This window comes from Roseateles amylovorans, from assembly GCF_025398155.2.
GTDB classification, from domain to species: Bacteria; Pseudomonadota; Gammaproteobacteria; order Burkholderiales; family Burkholderiaceae_C; genus Roseateles; species Roseateles amylovorans.
This window is the reverse complement of sequence record NZ_CP104562.2, coordinates 609,211-628,778: the sequence shown is the minus strand read 5'-3', so window position 1 is coordinate 628,778 and position 19,568 is coordinate 609,211. Positions and strand designations below refer to the sequence as shown.

9 protein-coding genes are annotated in these 19,568 nt (G+C 68.0%); 4 read left to right on the top strand and 5 right to left on the bottom strand.

The genetic code is table 11. The annotated features are described in order from the left end of the window. Nucleotides 1–91: 91 nt before the first annotated feature. A complete protein-coding gene (locus N4261_RS02660) occupies nt 92–3,649 on the top strand; it encodes an indolepyruvate ferredoxin oxidoreductase family protein (RefSeq protein WP_261758692.1) in 3,558 nt (1,185 codons plus the stop codon). 87 nt (nt 3,650–3,736) lie between these two features. On the opposite strand, the gene N4261_RS02655 is transcribed toward N4261_RS02660, so the two are convergent. Further along, a complete protein-coding gene (locus N4261_RS02655) occupies nt 3,737–6,952 on the bottom strand; it encodes a hypothetical protein (RefSeq protein WP_261758691.1) in 3,216 nt (1,071 codons plus the stop codon). Between the two features lie 314 nt (nt 6,953–7,266). Here N4261_RS02655 and N4261_RS02650 point away from each other — a divergent pair, with 314 nt between their 5' ends. Together N4261_RS02650 and N4261_RS02645 are read left to right on the top strand one after the other, a co-directional pair. Then, complete coding sequence (locus N4261_RS02650) at nt 7,267–8,157, top strand: DUF2167 domain-containing protein (protein WP_435532047.1); 891 nt, start codon at nt 7,267–7,269, stop codon at nt 8,155–8,157. A gap of 103 nt (nt 8,158–8,260) precedes the next feature. Then, nucleotides 8,261–9,001, top strand: a complete 741-nt coding sequence (locus tag N4261_RS02645; protein ID WP_261758689.1) for a site-2 protease family protein — start codon at nt 8,261–8,263, stop codon at nt 8,999–9,001. A gap of 45 nt (nt 9,002–9,046) precedes the next feature. Here N4261_RS02645 and N4261_RS02640 read toward each other — a convergent pair whose 3' ends face one another. Beyond that, complete coding sequence (locus N4261_RS02640; protein WP_261758688.1) at nt 9,047–10,585, bottom strand: CYTH domain-containing protein; 1,539 nt, start codon at nt 10,583–10,585, stop codon at nt 9,047–9,049. A 204-nt stretch (nt 10,586–10,789) separates the two neighbouring features. Between N4261_RS02640 and N4261_RS02635 the strand changes: the two genes are divergently transcribed. Further along, complete coding sequence (locus N4261_RS02635) at nt 10,790–11,428, top strand: hypothetical protein (protein ID WP_261758687.1); 639 nt, start codon at nt 10,790–10,792, stop codon at nt 11,426–11,428. Between the two features lie 55 nt (nt 11,429–11,483). On the opposite strand, the gene N4261_RS02630 is transcribed toward N4261_RS02635, so the two are convergent. Genes N4261_RS02630 through N4261_RS02620 form a run of 3 tightly spaced genes read right to left on the bottom strand, consistent with a single transcriptional unit; the run spans nt 11,484 to nt 19,526 of the window. After that, complete coding sequence (locus N4261_RS02630; protein ID WP_261758686.1) at nt 11,484–13,550, bottom strand: alkaline phosphatase D family protein; 2,067 nt, start codon at nt 13,548–13,550, stop codon at nt 11,484–11,486. Beyond that, nucleotides 13,547–17,770, bottom strand: a complete 4,224-nt coding sequence (locus N4261_RS02625; protein ID WP_261758685.1) for a GMC family oxidoreductase N-terminal domain-containing protein — start codon at nt 17,768–17,770, stop codon at nt 13,547–13,549. Before N4261_RS02625 ends, N4261_RS02630 begins: the two co-directional genes overlap by 4 nt. Then, the gene (locus N4261_RS02620) at nt 17,730–19,526 is read right to left on the bottom strand and encodes an ATP-binding response regulator (RefSeq protein WP_261758684.1); all 1,797 of its coding nucleotides are present in this window, start codon (nt 19,524–19,526) and stop codon (nt 17,730–17,732) included. The genes N4261_RS02625 and N4261_RS02620 overlap by 41 nt, the downstream gene beginning before the upstream one ends. Nucleotides 19,527–19,568 lie beyond the last annotated feature (42 nt).

Below are 19,568 nucleotides of genomic sequence, written 5' to 3'. Positions count from 1 at the left end.
GCCATACTTGGCGCATCGGCAGCACACGGCAAACGGTCCCGGCCACAAGCGGGGATCGCAGGTCCGCCACCCATCAGGAGCCTCCCCCGTCATGAATGCCCCCTTGCCCGAACACATCCTGCGTGCGCTTGAGCGCGTCACCCTGGACGACAAATACGCACTGGACGAAGGTCGCGCCTTCATGAGCGGTGTCCAGGCGCTGGTGCGGCTGCCGATGCTGCAGCGCACCCGTGACGCCATCGCCGGGCTCAACACCGCCGGCTTCATCTCGGGTTATCGCGGCTCGCCACTGGGAGGCTATGACCAGACCCTGATGGCCGCCAAGAAGCACCTGGCCAAGCAGCACATCGTCTTCCAGCCGGGTGTGAACGAGGAACTCGGCGCCACCGCGGTCTGGGGCACCCAGCAGCTCGCGCTGTTCCCGGAAAAGGCGAAGTTCGACGGCGTCTTCGGCATGTGGTACGGGAAGGGTCCCGGCGTGGACCGCTGCATCGACGTCTTCAAGCACGCCAACATGGCCGGCACCTCGCGCCATGGCGGCGTGATTGCGATCGCGGGGGATGACCACATCGCCAAGAGCTCCACCGCGGCCCATCAGAGCGACCACGTGTTCAAGGCGGTCGGCTTCCCGGTGTTCTTCCCGTCCAGCGTGCAGGACATCCTGGACATGGGCCTGCATGCGTTCGCGATGAGCCGGTTCTCCGGCCTGTGGTCGGGCCTGAAGACGATCCAGGAGATCGTCGAATCGTCCAGCAGCGTCAGCGTGGATCCGGACCGGGTCGAGATCATCCTGCCGACCGACTTCGAGATGCCGCCCGGCGGCCTGCATATCCGCTGGCCCGATCCGCCGCTGGACCAGGAAGCGCGGATGATGGATTTCAAGTGGTATGCCGCGCTGGCCTATGTCCGGGCCAACAAGCTCAACCACAACGTCATCGCCACGCCGCATGACCGCATCGGCCTGATCGCCTCGGGCAAGGCCTGGAACGACACCCGGCAGGCGCTGCATGACCTGGGCCTGGATGACGACGCCTGCCGCCGGCTGGGCATCCGGTTGCACAAGGTCAATGTGGTCTGGCCGCTGGAGGCGACCATCACCCGCGACTTCGCGCAGGGCCTGCAGGAGATCCTCGTCATCGAGGAAAAGCGCCAGATGATCGAATACCAGCTCAAGGAGGAGCTGTACAACTGGCGTCCGGATGTGCGCCCGAATGTGCTGGGCAAGTTCGACGAATCCGAGGACGACCAGAGCGGCGGCGAATGGAGCCGTCCGAATCCGAGCACCAACTGGCTGCTGCGCCCGCAGGCCGACCTGACGCCGGCCATCATCGCCCGCGCCATCGCCAAGCGTCTGTTGAAGCTGGGCGTGGATGCCGACACCGCCGCACGCCTGCAGGCCCGGGTGGCGCTGATCGATGCCAAGGAACAGTCGCTCAAGAACGAAGAGAAGACCGCCGGCGGTGCCGACCGCACCCCGTGGTTCTGCTCCGGCTGCCCACACAACACCAGCACCCGCGTGCCGGAAGGCTCGCGCGCGGTCGGCGGCATCGGCTGCCACTACATGGTCACCTGGATGCCGGGCCGAAGCACCGCCACCTTCACCCAGATGGGCGGCGAAGGCGTGCCCTGGGTCGGCCAGGCGCCGTTCACCGATGAAAAGCACATCTTCAGCAACCTCGGCGACGGCACCTACTTCCACAGCGGCATCCTGGCCATCCGCCAGTCCATCGCCGCCGGCGTGAACATCACCTACAAGATCCTCTACAACGATGCGGTCGCCATGACCGGCGGCCAGCAGGTCGGCGAGCGGCCCGAGGGCCACAGCGTCACCCAGATCATGAACAGCGTGATCTCCGAGGGCGTGAGCAAGCTGGTGATCGTCACCGACGAGCCCGAGAAGTACGACGGCAAGCCGCTGGCCGCCGGCGTCACCGTGCACCATCGCGACGAGCTGGATGCGATCCAGCGCCAGTTCCGCGAGATCACCGGCACCTCGGTCATCATCTACGACCAGACCTGCGCCACCGAGAAGCGCCGCCGCCGCAAGCGCGGCAAGCTGGTCGACCCGGCCAAGCGCACCGTCATCAATGAACTGGTCTGCGAAGGCTGCGGCGATTGCTCGGTGCAATCGAACTGCCTGTCGGTCGAACCGCTGGAGACCGAATTCGGTCGCAAGCGCCAGATCAACCAGAACACCTGCAACAAGGACTTCTCCTGCGTGAAGGGCTTCTGCCCGAGCTTCGTCACCGTCGAGGGCGGCGAGCTGAAGAAGCCGAAGAAGGACAAGCGGCTCAGCCCGTTCGATGCGTCGCTGCCGCCCATTCCGCAACCCAGCGTGCCCAACCCGATCCAGGCCTGGGGCATCGTGGTGGCCGGCGTGGGCGGCACCGGCGTGATCACCATCGGTCAGTTGCTCGGCATGGCGGCCCATCTGGAGGGCAAGGGCGTGATCACGCAGGACGCCGCCGGCCTGGCCCAGAAGGGCGGCGCCACCTGGAGTCACATCCAGATCGCCAACACGGCTGACGCGATCTACTGCACCAAGGTCGGCACAGCCGAGGCGGACCTGGTCATTGCCTGCGACTCCATCGTCGCGGCCAACAAGACCACCCTGGCCGTCATGCGCGAAGGCCGCAGCTTTGTGGCGCTCAACACCCACGGCTCCCCGACCGCCACCCTGGTCAATGATGCCAACTGGTCCTTCCCCGGCGCCGCCTGCGAGGCGGCGGTGGCCAAGGCCGTGGGCACGGCGCACCTGGGCATGTTCGATGCGGAAGAGATCGCGGTGAAGCTGCTGGGCGACTCGCTCTACACCAATCCGCTGATGCTGGGCTTCGCCTGGCAGAAGGGCCGCGTGCCGCTGAGCCATGCTGCGCTGATGCGCGCCATCGAGCTCAACGGCGTGCAGATCGACAACAACAAGGCCGCTTTCGAATGGGGCCGTCGCTGCGCCCAGGATCTGGCCGCGGTGCGGGCCCTGTTCGCTGCCCAGCAGGTCATCAACATCGTCAAGCGCCAGGGCGTGGATGAACTGATCGCCAAGCGCATGGAGTTCCTGACCCAATACCAGAACGCGGCCTACGCCGACGACTACCGAGTCTTCGTCGAGAAGGTGCGCGCGGCGGAAGCGCCGATCGGCGGCACCCGGCTCACCGAGGCCGTGGCCCGCTATCTGTTCAAGCTGATGGCCTACAAGGACGAATACGAGGTCGCCCGCCTGCACACCGACACCGGCTTCCTGGACAAGATCAAGTCGCAGTTCGAAGGCGACTTCAAGGTGGTGCATCACCTCGCCCCGCCGATGCTGGCCAAGAAGAACGACCAGGGCGAGCTGCAAAAGCGGGCCTTCGGTGGCTGGGTACGGCCGGCGATGGGCCTGCTGGCCAAGATGAAGGGCCTGCGCGGCACCGCCTTCGATCCGTTCGGTCACACCGAGGAACGCAAGATGGAGCGCCAGCTGATCGCCGACTATCGCGCCACGGTGGACGCCCTCCTGGCCAAGGGCCTGACCACCGAGCGCCTGCCGCAAGCGGTGGCGCTGGCGCGCATTCCCGAAGACATCCGCGGCTACGGTCACGTCAAGGAGCGCCACGTCAAGGCCGCGCGTGCGAAGTGGGACGAGTTGCTGGCGGCGTGGAAGGCAGCCTGAGGCGATCGGCTCCAGGCGCTCGCGCGGCAAAACCCCGGGCCATGGTGCCCGGGGCGCGGTGACCTCAATCTGCCTTCGGGCCGATGTTCAGACCGGCATGACGGTTGCGCCAGCTGTGACGGTGGTGCCAGCTGTGCCAGTAGCCTCCGGTGCGCCTGATGCGCCTGATGTGCTCATCGAATCCATCAAGCCCGTCGAGTCGGAATTGCTCGAATCGACCCTCGCGGCTTTCGACGCCTGAGCCGTGGTCGGTCCTGCAGCGTCCAGGCCTGGCCGCAGGGGATTCGGCGGCCCGCGCAGGATCCCCGCGAGGGTGGGATGCAACGCCTGCACAACGCCCGGTTCCGCAACGGCCCGAACCTTGTGCCTGTTAGCCGGCCTGACGCGCGCCTTCGGGTCCGGGGGGGCGCCGAGAATGAAGCGATCCACCGCCTCGGCGCTCATGCCGCGCCGCTTCATTCGATTGCTGTAGTGCTTGTCGGTCTCGCGGTAGAACTGTGGCTCCTCCCCCATGAGGCCTGCCTCCAGGGGATGATCGGGCAGTGTGGCCAGCACCCTGGCGCGATCCTCCGGGATGTCGCAGACCTCCCTCAACATGTCGCCCGTCAGCCGTACCTGCGGCAAGTACAGGTTCCACGATGCGGCGATATTGCGCGCCAGTTGCAAAGGCGTCCGTCCCTTGGAGGGTGGTTCCATCCAGCCCTGTGGCATCCCGACCCGGCGAGCCATCCGCTGCCAGGAGTCCCCCTCCGTGCCGGCATCGTGCGGCGTCGCGTCCATCCGCGAGGCGTTCAGCGGAACCCTCCTCCGAAGCCAAAACAGACTCCGGAGCGCCTGTTGCAGCCCGGACGTCGCGGACGCGGCGTACGCCAGGCGCCAGCCGTAGTGGCTGGCCAACTCACCCTCGCGCGGGGGGTGCGCCTCCACAAAGTCGCAGACCCCGTCATGGACGTTCAGCATCAAGATCAGTCGCCGGGCCTGCGCAGGAGTCACCTGCGTCAGGCGTTCAAAATCGGCAACGCTCACCCTCCAGCCGTGCCTTCTGGCGTCCAGGAACAGCCTCACCCCGTGGCCGAGCCCGATCCGGGTGTCGGAGCGCCACCCGATCCCGGCGAGGTCCTGCTCCGTGGCAAGCGGCAGCCGCTCGATGGCCAACGTCGCCAGTTGGCGATTCGTTCGACGGATATTCATTCCAACACCCACATTGGAGAGCAGGCGATGCAAATGCTCAGGCAGGCTGGCGCAACGATTGAGCCGGAGCACATAGTCGGGTGTGGGCTCATTCATCTTCTGCGGCCGGTTGGCCATCAGATCCAGCAATTCAGGGAAATCGTAGATCGACAGCACGTCCTTCACCAGGTCGGGCGCCCGGGCGAGCCACCCGCCGCGAAGGACACGGTCGGTGTCCTCCGCAGTGAGACGCCAGCCTTTCGTCCAGGCCCGGGTCATCACCTGGAGCAGATGGCCGCGCAGGCTCTGACCTTCAAAGCGTGACGGGCTCACCACCAAGTTTCTGCGTTCCTCAACCGGCACCCGTTGCAACACGGGCCACGGGACGCCGCCGCCATCGTGGGGGCGGAGCGCGATCGGACCGTCATCGTCCAATCCCCCTTCAGCCACAGCCGGGTGCCGCGTTGGGAGGTTGGAGGAGGCCGTGGTCGATGCCGATGCGGGCGGTGATGCGAATGCCGTCGGTGATGGCGAGTTCGGTGGTGATGGGGACGTCCGTGGTGATGGGGACGTCGGTGGTGATGAGGACGTCCGCGGCAATGGGGACATCGGTGGCGAAGAGGACGTCCGTGGCGATGGGGACGTCGGCGGTGATGAGGACGTCCGTGGCAATGGGGACATCGGTGGCGAAGAGGACGTCCGTGGCGATGGGGACGTCGGCGGTGATGAGGACGTCCGTGGCGATGAGGACGTCGGCGGTGATGAGGACGTCGGCGGTGATGAGGACGTCGGTGGCGATGGCGATGGCGATGGCGATGGCGATGGCGATTTGAATGCCACTGTCGATGTCGATGGGAGGTCGGACGATCGCCGCGCCCGCTTGGCCATCCAGGTGGGCGCGATGATCGCCACATCGCCTTCGCTGTGGCGCCGAACACGGGCGGCTGCCGACAACGATGCTTCCGCGTCAGACCTTGTCTGGGTGAGAGGTCGCACCACCCGGACATCCCGACGGTCCAGGAAGGCGATGGGGGAGACCGCGGCCTCCGGCACCATGGGCTCTTCCTTGACCAGCGCCGGGAGCGGCACCTCGGCCATCTTGCTGTCGAACTCCCGCAGAAAATCCTCGCCGTAGTCCACCCGCACCTCGCGCGTCGGGTTGCCGGCGTCGTACAGGCGATCCAGCGCGACCAAGGCAATCACCGTTTCGTGACAAGGCCTGCCGCGGCCATCGAGCATCTGCAGATCGAAGGGGATGTACAGCGCATTGATGCGGTCGTTGTCGTAACGTGCCGGTGCGCCCGGCATCAATGCGGTGTTGGCAAACACCACGCCATTCGCCGCCCCCAGCCCGCACAAGCCCACCAACCGTCCGCCACGACGCGCGAAATCCAACAGGAACGAGCCGGCGTCCGGATAGGCCGTCATGTAGGCGGCTTCCTCTTCCTCCGTCTCGAGGTACGCGCCCAGGTAGAGCCCCAGGATGCGGCCGTTGCTCAGCGTATGGCGGCGTTCCGGAACATCCTCCGGCAATGCGAACAGGCCGTGCTGACCCACCAGTGCCTGTTCATGCGGCACCAGGTCGCAGGACCTCAGCTGTCGCACCTCATAACGCGGCGGCTCCAATCGGGCCACCACCAGCCGCTGCATCTCCTGCAGCACGTCGCGTTCGAGTGCCTTGCTCAGCCGAGCCATCGCCGCCCGCGGCACCCCGCCGGCGTTGGCCAGGAACTCCGCCGTGCGCGCCAGCAGCTTGGCGCTGTCAACGGTCACCCAGGACGACACCTCGCCCCGGGCGTCGGCAAAGCGCGGATGCACCCGGCGCGGGTCCGCGGGATCTCGAAATGGAAAGGCGCGCTCCATCGCCACCTCGGGCCGCATTGGATGGTGCAAGGTGAACACCGGGGCCACGGACAGGCCGAAGGCCCATCGTTCCCGCTCGCCGGTCAGGTCGCAGCGCTCCCACAGTTCCGCAAAGAAATCGGTTCTCGCCTGGTCGCGGGGCATTTCCACCAGGCGTGGATGGCTGAGCACCGGCAGGCGGCCGGACAGGTCGATCGGATCGGGCTTGCAATCATCGTCCGTGCCCATCGACCGATCGGCCACGCCAGCCCCGCCCATGTTCAACCACATACCGCTTCCCGTTCTTGCCTCAGTTGCCAACGCGCCATGGCGCCTTCCACCCGCTGCTTGCGAGGTCCGGCGTCAGTGCTGCAAGCGTTCGTCAGGTTTCAGTGGCGTTGGCTGATCCACCGCCTTCCGGTCCGCCATGGCGCCCCCACGACGCTCACCGCTTGTCAGCGGCATGCGTGACTTTTTTTGTGCGATTCGTCTCATCCAGCTCCCCTCTCATGGGGGAGTTCGGTTTTTCCTGATCTCGCCATCGATAGACTCGCGCGCTTCGACCCCGTTCCCCGGGTCGATTTCGGGAGGAACGAATGATCAAGATGACGACCCGCTGGACGCGGGCACTGGCCAGCGCCTTGGCGTTCGGCGCCCTGTTCATGGCCGCCGGTGCCGGCGCGCAGACCGAGGCGGCGGAGAAGCAGGCCTTCGCCGCCGCCAAGGCGGCCGCGAAGTCCGGTCCGCAGGATGTGAAGCTGGCCAACCAGGCGACGCTGCATCTGCCCGCCGGCAAGGTGTTCATTCCCCAACCCGAGGCCGGCCATCTGCTGCGCGCCATGGGCAATCCCGGCAAGCACGAGCAACTGCAGGGCCTGATCTTCCCGGAGGGCGACGGCAGTTGGTTCGCCACCGTCCGCTACGAGGCGTCCGGCTACATCAAGGACGACGACGCCAAGAACTGGGATGCCGCGGACATGCTCAAGAGCTACCGCGAAGGCACCGAGGCGGCCAACGAAGAACGCAAGAAGATGGGCGTGGCGCCGATGGAGATCGTCGGCTGGGCCGAACAGCCGCATTACGCCGCCGACAGCCATCGGCTGATCTGGGCCATGAGCTCGCGCGACAAGGGCGCCGCAGCCAATGAGCCGCAAGGCGTCAACTACAACACCTATGCACTGGGCCGCGAGGGCTACATGAGCCTGAACCTGGTGACCGGTTTGAATGAACTGCCCAAGTACAAAGGCGAAGCCCAGATGCTGCTGGGCGCGATGGAGTTCGACAACGGCAAGCGCTATGTGGACTTCAACCAGAGCACCGACAAGGTCGCGGAGTACGGCCTGGCGGCGCTGGTGCTGGGTGTGGGCGCGAAGAAGCTGGGCTTTTTCGCGGTGATCTTTGCCTTCCTCGCGAAGTTCGCGAAGGTCGGGATCCTGGCGGCGCTGGGCCTCGGCGGTGCGATGCTGAAGCTGTTCGGTCGCAAGAAGGACGCCTGACTCACCTGCTGCGCGGCCAGCGGCCGGCGGGGCACAGGCCGAGCGCCTGACTCCCGCCCGCGCTCGGCCAACGCGCTGGGCGCTTTCGCGCCACTGTCGCTCCATGATCAAACTTCTGCTTCTTCTGCTGTCCGGCGCCAAGTTCGGCAAGCTGCTGCTCAGCGGCGGCACGATGCTGCTGTCGGTGCTGGCCTATGCCTGGATCTACGGCTGGCGCTATGCGGTCGGCTTCGTCGGTCTGATCTTCGTGCATGAGATGGGCCACTTCATCGCCGCGCGCTACAAGGGCTTGCAGGTCGGGCTGCCGACCTTCATTCCGTTCGTCGGCGCCTGGGTCGAGCTCAAGGACATGCCGCATGACGCGCAGACGGAGGCCTTTGTCGGCCTGGCCGGTCCGCTGGTGGGCACCGTGGGCGCCACGCTGTGCTATTTCATGGCCCGCAGCTACGACGCCAACTGGCTGCTGGCGGTCTCCTATGCCGGCTTCTTCATCAACCTGTTCAATCTGATTCCGCTGTCGCCGTTCGACGGTGGACGGATCACCGCCGTGCTGTCCCCGCGGATCTGGCTGCTGGGCGTGCCGGTGCTGATCGCGCTGTTCCTCTACCGGCCCAGCCCGATGCTGCTGTTGATCGCGCTGCTGGCCTTTCCTCAGGTGGTGAAGGCCTGGCGCTATCGCAGCGACAGCGAGGAAGCGCTCAGCTACTACGCAGTGCCGACCGCGGTGAAATGGGAATACGCCAGTTACTACATCGCGCTGGCCGCCTTCCTGGCGGTGATGACGCACGACGTGCATGAGATGCTCGCCAGCAGCGCCCGCGTCACCGGAGCAGGAGCGGTCTGAACGTGCACGGCCAGGGGCGCACGGCGGGCCGGTCGCTGCGGCGGATCAGTCCAGGCGACGGATCTTGCGCAGCGCCTTTCTCGCGACGCTGAGCGCCTGGTCCTGACGCGGCCGCAGGAAACCCAGCGCGAAGCCGGCCTGCGCTGCCGCTGCGGCGTCGCCATGCGCCAGCGCCACGGCCAGGTCGTCACGCGTGGTGGCCAATCCGATTTCCAGGTCGTTGAGCGCGCCCAGCGCCTGCTGCGCCGCGTTCACCCGGGCCAGCCGCTGGTCTCGCTGTTCCTTCTCCTTCTTCGACAGCCTCGCGCCATCGCCCCCACCCGGCACGGCAAGCGCCAGTTCCAGGCCGAGCCGCAGGCGACGCAACCGGCGCCGCAGCTGGTGGCGGCCCGCCGCATCCAGACGCTCGAACCGCTTGATCTGCCGTGCCGCTGCGGCGGCCCACGCCGCCAGTGGCGGATGAACCCTCGAGGCCACGGGCGGCGACGCCTCCGACGCAGGCAGCGCCAACCATCCGATCAGCGCCAGCATCCAGTCCTGCACCTCGGGCCCGCGCAGCGCTGCGGCCACGTCCACACGGGCGGCCGGCAATGCCTCGACCGACGGCGCCGCCCGCTCCGCCAGCCAGGCCGCCGCGATCTCCGCGCGCCAGGGCGCCATGGCTTGCGCATCGGCATCGCGAGCGGCGGTCAACGCGCGCGACAGTGCCGCCGCGCCCGCCGCCAGCGCCTGCAGCGGGACCTCGTCCGCCGCCGCCAACAGCTGAGTGCCGACCCGCAGGCGTCGAAGGCCGACGCGCAGCTGATGCAGATGTTCCGGTCGATGCACGCCCGCCAGGATCTGCGAGGCATTGCCGATCACCGGCTCCAGGCAGGCGCGCAACAGGGTTTTCAACGCCTGGTCGCCTGTCTGATCCGCCGTCCAGCGGATGGCTTTCGATTCGGACACCGGGGCGCAGGTCTCACGTCGCGCCAGCAGGTCGCCGCGCAGGGCCTTGGTGCGCAATTCCAACGTCAGGCCGAAACGCCCGACCGCCCATTGGCGGGCCACCTCCAGCACCGCGCGCGGCTCGCCCTGCTTGAGCTCGATCTCCAGCTCCGCCACCGGTGTGCTGCGGGCGTCATCGCCCTCGCCCGCCAGCAGCGCGCCGCTGTCCAACGCCAGTTCCACCTCGCCATGCGGCGTGCGCATGGCGCGGCTGACGCGGGTGATGTCGGTGCGGAACAGGCAGGTCAACGCCTCCGCCGGCAGGTCGGCCAGCAGCCGCAACAGCGCTTGACCGGCGGGATGGTCCGCATGGCGGGCCACCAGCAGGGTCGGCTCGGCGGCGCCCAGCGGCACGTTGTGTTCCAGACGGGTCATGCCATCGGGCGCGGCGCCCTTCAGGGTCTGCACCCAGACCTCACCCTCCCGACGCAGGCGCAGCGCGAAACCGGCTCGCGCCAGGTCGCGCGCGGGCGTGTCGAAATACGCTGCCTGCAGACGTTCGGTGCGTGCCCGTTGACGCGCCTCCCCCTGAACCCATCGATGCAAAGCGGCCCATTGAGCGGCGGGAATCTGGAAGCGGAGTTCGATTTCATTCATGGCGCGGGCAGTGTCTCATGGTCACTGGATCCGAAGCCCACGCGACCGGCCCGGCAGTGCCCAACGGCCCAGCGGGGCCATTCGAGACATTTGTCACTCTGCGCTACCCCTCCTTGGGTGGAAGGGCTTTCCCCAGCAGGCGCGTGTGCGAGCCATTGGCGAGAATTCAAGCTGTTCACAAATTGATAAGAAACTGACATTCCCATGGGTGCGCGCTATTGGTTGCTGTTGTTGCTGGCCTCGCTGACGAGTTCGATCTGCCAGGCGCAGACCTATCGCTGCAATGTCAACGGCTCGACGTATTTCTCCGACCGGCCTTGCGGCTCGGCCGCACCGCAGCCGCCGCAGCCTGGAAAGCTGGGCACTTTCGGGCCGGCCGGCGGCGGCAACTCGAACAGCGGCGCGTCCAACTACGGCTCGTCGAGCTATGGCTCATCGAGCTATTCCGGCAGCGTGCGCAAGCCACCGGAATATGCGCAGTACCTGACATCGGCCTGTGCCCAGTTGGAGGAAGCGATTCGCACGGCGCCGGCCCGCGGTGTGCGTGGGGACACGCTTCAGGGGCTGAATGAAGAATTCCGCACCCGTTGCAACGAGGATGTGCAGGAGGCGCAGCGAAAGTTCTATCAGAAGCGCCGCGAACAGTCGCAGCAGCGCGATGACCAGCGCCAGCAACTGGCGGCCGCCCAGGCGGAACAGCGCCGACAAGACGAACACTGCGCCAACATGCGCGCCGTGATTGCCGACAAGCGCGCCGCCATGGCCTCGCTGGATGCACGGCAAAAGGAGCTTCTGCAGCAGATGCAGGAGAACTACAACCTGCGCTGCATGAATCGGCATTAAGCACTGTGCGCTGGCAGAGCGGCGAGTGGCGTCCGTCCCGCTGACGACGACAGGCTCACAACGGGCGGGCCGTCAACGGCAGCCGCGCATCCGGCGTGGGCGTTGAGCCCCCGGCATACAACGGCCGGTGGGCCCGGTCGAACCAGAGCAGCAGCTCGCCCCCGCTGACCTTGAGCACGGCGAAGCCGTCGCCCGGATGATCCTGCCAGCCGCTCACGCGGCAGCGCAGGCGCTGCCCCTGCGGTCCATCGAACTCGAACACCTCCGGCGCCGCCAGTTCCTCCGCCGCCGTCACCGCAAAGGGCCAGGGCGCATACAGCGCGGAACTGTGGACCGAATGGATCCGGACCGTTGCGTCAGCGTCAGCGTCAGCGTCAGCGTCAGCCTCAGCATCAGCGTCCGTATCCGTGGCCGTGTTCGATGGCTGAGCCTGCGGCTGCACCTCCTGCACCTCATGCACCTTCTGCACGTCCCGCACGTCCCGCACGATCAGCCGGTCCTGAACCTGCTGTGCGTGCTTCCCGCCCAGATGTGCCAACTGTCCAACCGAGGCTGGCGCCACCAAAGCCGCCGAAACCTCTGGCACTGACCGCCCTACGGGCGAGAGCTCGACGGTGACGCAACCGGACCGATGCTCGTCTCCAGACAGGAACACCAACCCCGACGCCCGCTGACGCCAGACTTCGCCCAGCAGTTCATGCAGGCTATGGGGATAACCGTCCCACGCATCCGACCGCAAGCAACTGGATGGATGCTCGGCCGTGGTGCGGCGACGCGGCAAAGGCAAGGAGCCGCACAACATGAAGCGCGGCCGCCCGGCGGTGCGGGTCAACCACGCCGCAAAGGCATCGCGCTGAGCGGTGGACCACAGCCGCGCCCGCGACCAGTTGGCCACGCGGCGCGGTTCGCGCTCGCAGCGCGCATCGGCCACGAAGAAGGCCGCGCCGCGCCAGTCGAACTCATGCCACAGGCAGTTCGGACCGCCAATCCGTGCTCCGGCCTCCCAGCGATAGTCCCACGCCGCCTGGCGAGCGACGTCAAACCAAGGCCCGACACCGCCAGGCGATGCGGGCTCCCAGTTGTCGACGATTTCATGGTCGTCGACGCTGTGAACGATGCGCGCCACCGAAGGCGGCAGATGCCGCACCGGCCCCCCCTTGAACTCGCGGTAGCCCCGGGCATAGCGCTCCACCCCACTGCGCGAGTCCGCCAGCCCGCCGCTGGCATCCGCATAGATCTGGTCCCCCGCCAACAGCAGCATCGACACCTCACCGCCTAGCGCCGTCGTGCGCGCGAAGTGGTGCAGCCGCGTGAGCGCGGCCATCGCCGGTCCCGCCTGCGCAGGGTCGGCCTCGCAGCCCGGACTGACATCGAGCAGTCCCGGCGGATATTGGCAGGCGGCCAGCGCAAAGCAGACCTCGTGCCACTCGGCCGCATCCTGGGCAGATGGCTCGTTGCCGTTGCCGTTGCCGTGGTCGTTGCCGTGGTCGTCGACGCTCGAGCCCATCGCATCGTGGCGCGCCCCGGCCCACCACGGCCCCCCCGGCGTCGGCACGAAGCCCTGCCACCACCGATGCGCCGGCAGCGCCAGCAACTCGTCGATGGCGGCATCGAACTGCCGCAGCAGTTCGTCCCCGATCAGCTCATGCAGGCTGCCGCCATGCTCGCCCTCCATCGCCAACGCGCGCGGCTCCAGATAGACCGCCAGCACGAGCAACCCGCAGGCAGATGGCATCCTGGCGCCCATCGACGCCAGCACCGCCTCGGTCCCCTCCTCGGAGGTGCGCGCGTTCTGCTGTCCTGGCCCTGAAGCCGGCAACGAAGCGGCCACAGCAGCCATCCCCCCGGCAACCAGCGGCGGGAACTGGTTGAGCGGCAGGGCAAAGCGCCAAGGCTCACCGGGCGCACCCAGCGTCGGCGGCACGAACGGCTCGAATCGCAGATCCCCAGGCAAGCGGTCATAGTGCCAGCCACCGCGCCAGGCCATCGGCACCTGCAGGATCCAGCGCGGCCAGCCACGTTCGGGCTTGAGCGCGCTGAGCAGAGGCAGTCGGTCCCCTTCCGGATCGCCGCGTTCAATGCGGTGCCAGGGGGCTTCGGCATTCAGCAACAGGGCGCTCATGTGAAGGCGCCTTCCGTTGTCGAGGCCCCGTGCGACGGCGCCCCACCCGCCGCCACAGACGCCCGATCCGCTGCGGGATCGGACGAGCCGCGCCCCTCCCCGCCCGGCGCCGACGGCCCGCCCTCGGCCAGGAAGGCCAGCACCGCAGGGAAGACACGCGTCTGGATGTCGCGCCCGATCAGGCAATCCTGATGACCGTGGCCGGCAATGACCCGGTAGTGATAGCGACCCGGTGCGGCCTGCTCGTAATAGTCCCGCAGCAGCTCGGCGCTTTCGGCGCTGCACAGGCCGTTGTCCTCGCCGTGCAGGGACAAGACCGGGAAGGCCCGCAGCATCGCCAGGCTCTTGGCCAGACTGTCCAGATAGACGCTCGCGCCCTGCCAGTCGGTGATCTCATGGCAGCGCGCGAAATGCACTGCCTGCGCCACGGTGTCCATGTTCAGCGGTCCGAAATGGTCGTCGATGAAATCCAGCACCGGCTGGCCCACGTTGGTGACGGCGAAATCGCGGCCGTAGAGCAAGTCCATGCGGTGGCGCGCCGCCGTCCAGGGCGTGCGGCGGATGCGGGGCGGCGGCGGATTCTCGACATCGAATTCCGCGTCCGGATAGGGCAGGCTGGAGAGCAGCCGGTCCATCACCTGATCCATCAAGGTGGGCGGCCCCTCCGGTCGGAAGGCAAAGTCGCTCAAGGGCAGATAGGGCCTCAGATACTGCATCAGCACGCCGCGCAGGCTGTTGGTGGGCGACATCACCATCAGCGGCGTGACCTGCGAGATCACCAGCTTGGACACCCGGGACATCAGGCGCTGACGCAGCGGGAAGAAGTGCTCCCAGGGCTGCTGGCGCGGTTCCAGCATCGCCATGTGCAACATCACCGAGCCCATGCAGTGGGCGAAGACATGCAACTGCTCGCGACCGGTCTCCCGCAGCACCCGGTCCACCGCCAGCGGAATGTCGTTGAAGGCGGATTCCTCGAAGGTCCAGGGCAGCTTCGCGGTGGGCAGGCCGGCGCTGGTGCGCATGTCCACGATCCAGACGTCGTAGCCGGCATCCCAGAGGATCTTGGCCGGTCCCGGGCGCACCGAGTGGTGGGCGAAGGTGGTGCCGCTGGCGCTGTAGCCGTGGATCATCAGCACCGGCTCGCCGCCGGGTCGTGCATACCGTGTCAGTCGCACCAGCACGGGACGGTCGTCGTCGTCGCGCGCGCGGCGCTCCAGGTCCTGGCGCTGCGCGCCGGCCTCGCCCCAACGGCCGGCGGCCATCTCGATGACGGTGGGCGTGGGCAGGTCCGGCACCGCTCCCGGCAGCCGGTCGATGCGCCGGGGGGGCGCCTCGTCCGGCTTGCGGAAGGTCCAGGCATGCAGGCCGATGGTCATGCGGGCGATGTAGGCCATGAGCGCCCCGATGTCGCGTACCGCCGTCGGACTGTCCTGCGCCTGGCGGATGCGCAGCAGCGGCATGCGCTCGCGGGCCAGATGGTGGAGGTCCAGCTCCAGCCGGATCTCGCGCTGGCCGGGCGGTGGTTGCAGGCCCGCCACCGGGTCCAGGATCAGGCGGCTGAGCTGCGTCCAGGGATTGCCGCGTCGGGTGTAGCTGATGCGCTTGCGGCCCTGGATGAGCACCTCGCGCAGGCCGTTGGCCCAGTCGGGCAAAGGCTCGCCGTTGGCGAGACCGGCGTCGGCATCGATACGCAGCCGGTACCGCATCAACCGCACTTCCCCGGCATGCCCGGACAGGTGCCAGGCGTTGACGATGCGGGCCCACACGCCGGAAGACGGCTCGTCCGGCGCCTTCGCCGCTGTGCGCTGCGAAAGCCAGTCCAGTGCACCCTGGACCGAATCCCGATAGCCCCGATTCATCACCCAGGCCGCCAGGCCGCGCGCATGTCGCCGCAGCGGACCGGAGGCCTCGCGCTGGAAGATCGCCAGCTCCGCGTCCTTCAACGGCACGGTGAACAAGGCGTTGCCATCTCCCCGCTCCTGATGCCACCACAGCCGGCCATCGCCCTGGCGCGGTCCCACGATCTCGAAACGGCCGCTGGGAGTCTCTCGCGCCTCGTAGACCCGAAGAAAGCTGCCCGGTGCCGCGACCAGCCGGCGCTCCGGCCCCGGCCGCAGCAGCTCGGTCAGCACCTTGGGCTGATAGACGAATCCGAGCTCGAGGTACTTCAGCGGCGAGCCCGGCGCCCCTGGCCATCGGACAAAGCCACCCAGCCGCTCGCGCACTTCAATGACGGTCGGCGTCTCCGCCTTCGGCGCCTCGATCCGTCGAAAGCGTGGGCGCACCCGTTCCTGCCGCACGGGTCCCGGGCCGTGGTTGAGGTCCCACTTCGCTGTCAGATGGGCGAGCGCACGCAGGGCCAGCGCGGTGATGGTGAGCGCGGGATTGATGGCCAGCGAGGTCGGCACGATCGCGCCGTCCAGCACCACCAGGTCCTCATGCACCCGATCGCCCGCGCCGACAAACACCTGACCGTCCGGATTGACCACGCCGTCGCAGCCGCGATCGGCCATGGCGCAGCCGCCCAGCGGATGCACGCTGATCATCGGACCGCGCGCCCCCGTCATCAGGAAGGCCATCTCGGGCGGCAGGAGCTGCCACATCGGATTGCGCAGCAGCCGGGCGCCGCGCTGCTGGAGCCGACGCTCGATCCAGGCATGGCGGCGGGCGATGTCGGGCTCGTGCCGCAGTCCGGGCCAGGCGACGCCCAGGCAGCCCGGCTCCTCGCTGTCGTCATTCAGCACCAGGGCGCCGGTGCCGCTGTCGCGACCGATGAGCGCCATCGGCAGATAGCGCTCGGTCTGGTGCGGACGGACGGCAAAGGGATCGTCGAACTCGGCGCGCTCCTCATGCCGGCCGGTATTGGGACGCCCCAGCGCATCCAGCGTGCCGGCCAGCGCAAAGCTCTCCTCGAACAGCGGTCGCAGCGCGCCGGGAACCGCCAGGTCCTCCACCACGAAGTCCGCACCACCGCGCATCACCGCGGTGATGGTCGGCCCGACCTGGCGCTCCGCGGCGGGCTGCTGCTCGTCGGCCACGGCATGCAGCGGCTCCGGCAGCGCTTGGCCCACCGCCAGCACGTCACCGTTGGCGGAAAACCGCTGGCCCAGCATGTGCGACACCGGCAGACCGGCCCGCTTGGACCGCAGGAGGATCTCCGTGGAGCCCAGACTGCCCGCAGCCAGGATCACTCGGCGCGCCTTCACGACGAAGGCCTTGCCCTGCCGCCGGCGCAGCAACTCATCGGTGTGCTGCACATGGACCGCCCAACCGCCGCCTGCTGCGCGCTCCAGGCGTTCGACGCTGGCACCGCAGATCAATTCCGCGCCGGCCCGCCAGGCCTGCAGCAGCAGGCCGGTGTCCAGCGATTGCTTGGCCTCGTGGTTGCAGCCGGTCGCGCAGTCGCCGCAAGCCAGACAGGCCTGATGGGACCACTGCGCCGCGCCACGCGGGCGCGTGTCCATCGCGACCTGGAGGCGCGCCGCGCGGGTCTCGCTGCCACCGAGCTCGCGCAGCAGCGCCAGGCGACGGGGTCGGTGGCCGCGCAGCCGCTCGATGGTGTTGTCGCCACTGTCATCGCGCACACCCAGCAGCCGCTCGGCGCGATCGAACCAAGGCGACAGGTCCTCGCTGAGAAAGGTCTCCGGCCAGCCGGGCTCGGTGAACACTGTGGGCGTCGGCCGCTCCATCACACCCGCGTTGATCAGCGACCCGCCGCCCAGCCCATTGGCCAGGGCGACGCACACGTCCGGCCCCAGCCGCAGATCAAACAGCCCTTCGCGACGACCCGTCGGCGACTCCGCATCGCGCGAAGCGAACCGGACATGGCCCGGCAGGTCGGCAAAGCGGCTGGGGAAGGCGCCGGGCAGGTACTCACGCCCGCGCTCCAGCACCACGACGCGCAGGGGACGGCCCTGCGCATCACAACGTCCCGCGAAGGCATGCGCCGCGGCGGCGCCGCCGTAGCCGCTCCCGACGATCAGCAGGTCGACCGGATCGGCGGAATCGACAGGATCGCCGGATGCCTCAGGCGCGGCCGACTCCGCGGATTCGCCGGTGGTTGCACGGCGGTCGCCCTGCAGCCGCTCGGCCATCCAGTCCTCCAACGGACGGGACAGCCAGCGCGTGCCGAACGGTCGCGCGTCCTCACGCGCGCCGGATGAGGACGACGACGGACGCTCAGGCGGGGCTGGCCGCGCCTCCTCGAACGGTGGTGCCATCGGAAACCTCCCTGCGTTGCTCGGCCAGGGCGGCTTGCATCGCGTTGATCAATTGTTCTTCGGTGACCGGTTTGTGCAGCAGGGTCAACCCGGCCTCATGGGCTTCGCGCAGGCGTTCGGGCGCGGTGTCGCCGCTCACCAGCAAGGCCGGCAGTCCGGGGAAGGCGCTGCGGATGGACCGGACGGCGGAGATCCCGTCCTCGCCGCTGCGCAGCCGGAAATCGGTCAGGAGCAGGTCCGGCTGCTGGCCCATGCTTTTGAGCAGGCCCTCGCGGGTGCTGCCGGCCAGCAGCACCTGGCAGCCGTGCGCGCTGAGCAGCGCCTGCATGGCCACCCGCACCGGCTCTTCGTCGTCGATCACCAGGACGCGGATCGGTGGCAGCGACGGGCCATGGCGGGGCGCCTGGTCCGGGCGGATCTCGCTGGGGTCGGCGGCGGTGACGTTCAGCATGAAGCTCGAGCCGTGGCCGGGCGCGGAACGCAGCGCCAGATGCAGGTCCAACAGGTCCACCAAGCGGTTCACGATCGACAGGCCCAGGCCGAGGCCCTTGGCCCGGTCACGTTCCGGATTGCCGACCTGGTAGAACTCATCGAACACCCGCGATTGCTCATGTTCGGGGATGCCCACGCCGGTGTCGCGCACCGACAGCCGCCAGATGCCGTCGTCCTGGCCGCGGCTGACCTCGATCGACACCTCGCCGCGCTGGGTGTATTTGATCGCGTTGTCGATCAGGTTGCGCACCACCCGCTCCAGCAGCACCGGATCGCTTTCGACGCACGCATCCGGTGGGCAGTCCAGCCGCAACAACAGCTGCTTGCGATGGGCGGCGGGCTGGAATTCACGCTGCAGTCGACCCAGCCAGGGCTGCAAGGCAAACACCTGGTTGTTGACCGGCACCACCTGGGCATCCAGCTTGGAGATGTCCAGCAGCGCATCCATCTGCGAGGACAGCGACTGCAGCGCCAGGTTCATCTGGGTGACGATCACACTGCCTTCGCCATCCAGCGGCCGCTTGGCCAGCGCCGCACCGAACAGCGAGAGCGTGTGCATCGGCTGACGCAGGTCATGGCTGGCGGAGGCCAGGAAGCGGGTCTTGGCCGCCATGGCGGATTCCGCCTGGGCCAAGGCCTGGCGCAACTGCTGGTTGTTCTTGACCTGCTGCTGACGGATGAGCACCGATTCGGCGAACACCCGGTAGGTGTCGCGCGCCAGGCTCATCAGGATCAGGCCGAAAAAGACGATCAGGCCGGACAGCACCCAGTCCAGCCAGCGGTAGTCCACCGCATCGTGGCCGAGGCCCCAGGCCAGGGCATTGGCGATCGTGACCGGCCAGAGGAAGGCCTGGAACACCACGCGGTGTCCGGCAGTGGTGGCCACCGCCCCGGCGCACAGTCCCAACAGCACGATGGTCTGCACCATGCGCTGGAAATCGCTGAGCCAGGGGGCCACGCCCAGGGAAGCGCTGAAGACCATTCCGTTGAGCAGGCTCAGGCCCACCGCCCAGTTCAGCCGTTGCTGCAGCGGACGCTCATGCATCTCCGGCAGTTGGCCCAGCAGCCACCAGCGCAGCGCCAGCACGCCGTACACCGCTGCCAGCCACCCCAGCGCAATCGCGCCATGGACGACGCTCATGCTCATCAACGCCAAGGCGAGCGCCGCCAGGCCCACCGGGTAGGGCACCCGTCGTCCCTGCTTGGCGATCAACCGCAGCAATTCAAGGTCGACGCTCGTTTGCTCCGCGAGTCGCTCAACCATGGCCGGGACGGGCAGCGCCTGGTCGCTGCCGCAACGGTGAGT

Coding starts and splice junctions, on each gene's coding strand:
- N4261_RS02620 (WP_261758684.1), bottom strand. CDS start 19,526: ATGGTTGAGCGACTCGCGGAGCAAACGAGCGTCGACCTTGAATTGCTG.
- N4261_RS02630 (WP_261758686.1), bottom strand. CDS start 13,550: ATGAGCGCCCTGTTGCTGAATGCCGAAGCCCCCTGGCACCGCATTGAA.
- N4261_RS02625 (WP_261758685.1), bottom strand. CDS start 17,770: ATGGCACCACCGTTCGAGGAGGCGCGGCCAGCCCCGCCTGAGCGTCCG.
- N4261_RS02635 (WP_261758687.1), top strand. CDS start 10,790: ATGGGTGCGCGCTATTGGTTGCTGTTGTTGCTGGCCTCGCTGACGAGT.
- N4261_RS02640 (WP_261758688.1), bottom strand. CDS start 10,585: ATGAATGAAATCGAACTCCGCTTCCAGATTCCCGCCGCTCAATGGGCC.
- N4261_RS02660 (WP_261758692.1), top strand. CDS start 92: ATGAATGCCCCCTTGCCCGAACACATCCTGCGTGCGCTTGAGCGCGTC.
- N4261_RS02645 (WP_261758689.1), top strand. CDS start 8,261: ATGATCAAACTTCTGCTTCTTCTGCTGTCCGGCGCCAAGTTCGGCAAG.
- N4261_RS02650 (WP_435532047.1), top strand. CDS start 7,267: ATGACGACCCGCTGGACGCGGGCACTGGCCAGCGCCTTGGCGTTCGGC.
- N4261_RS02655 (WP_261758691.1), bottom strand. CDS start 6,952: ATGTGGTTGAACATGGGCGGGGCTGGCGTGGCCGATCGGTCGATGGGC.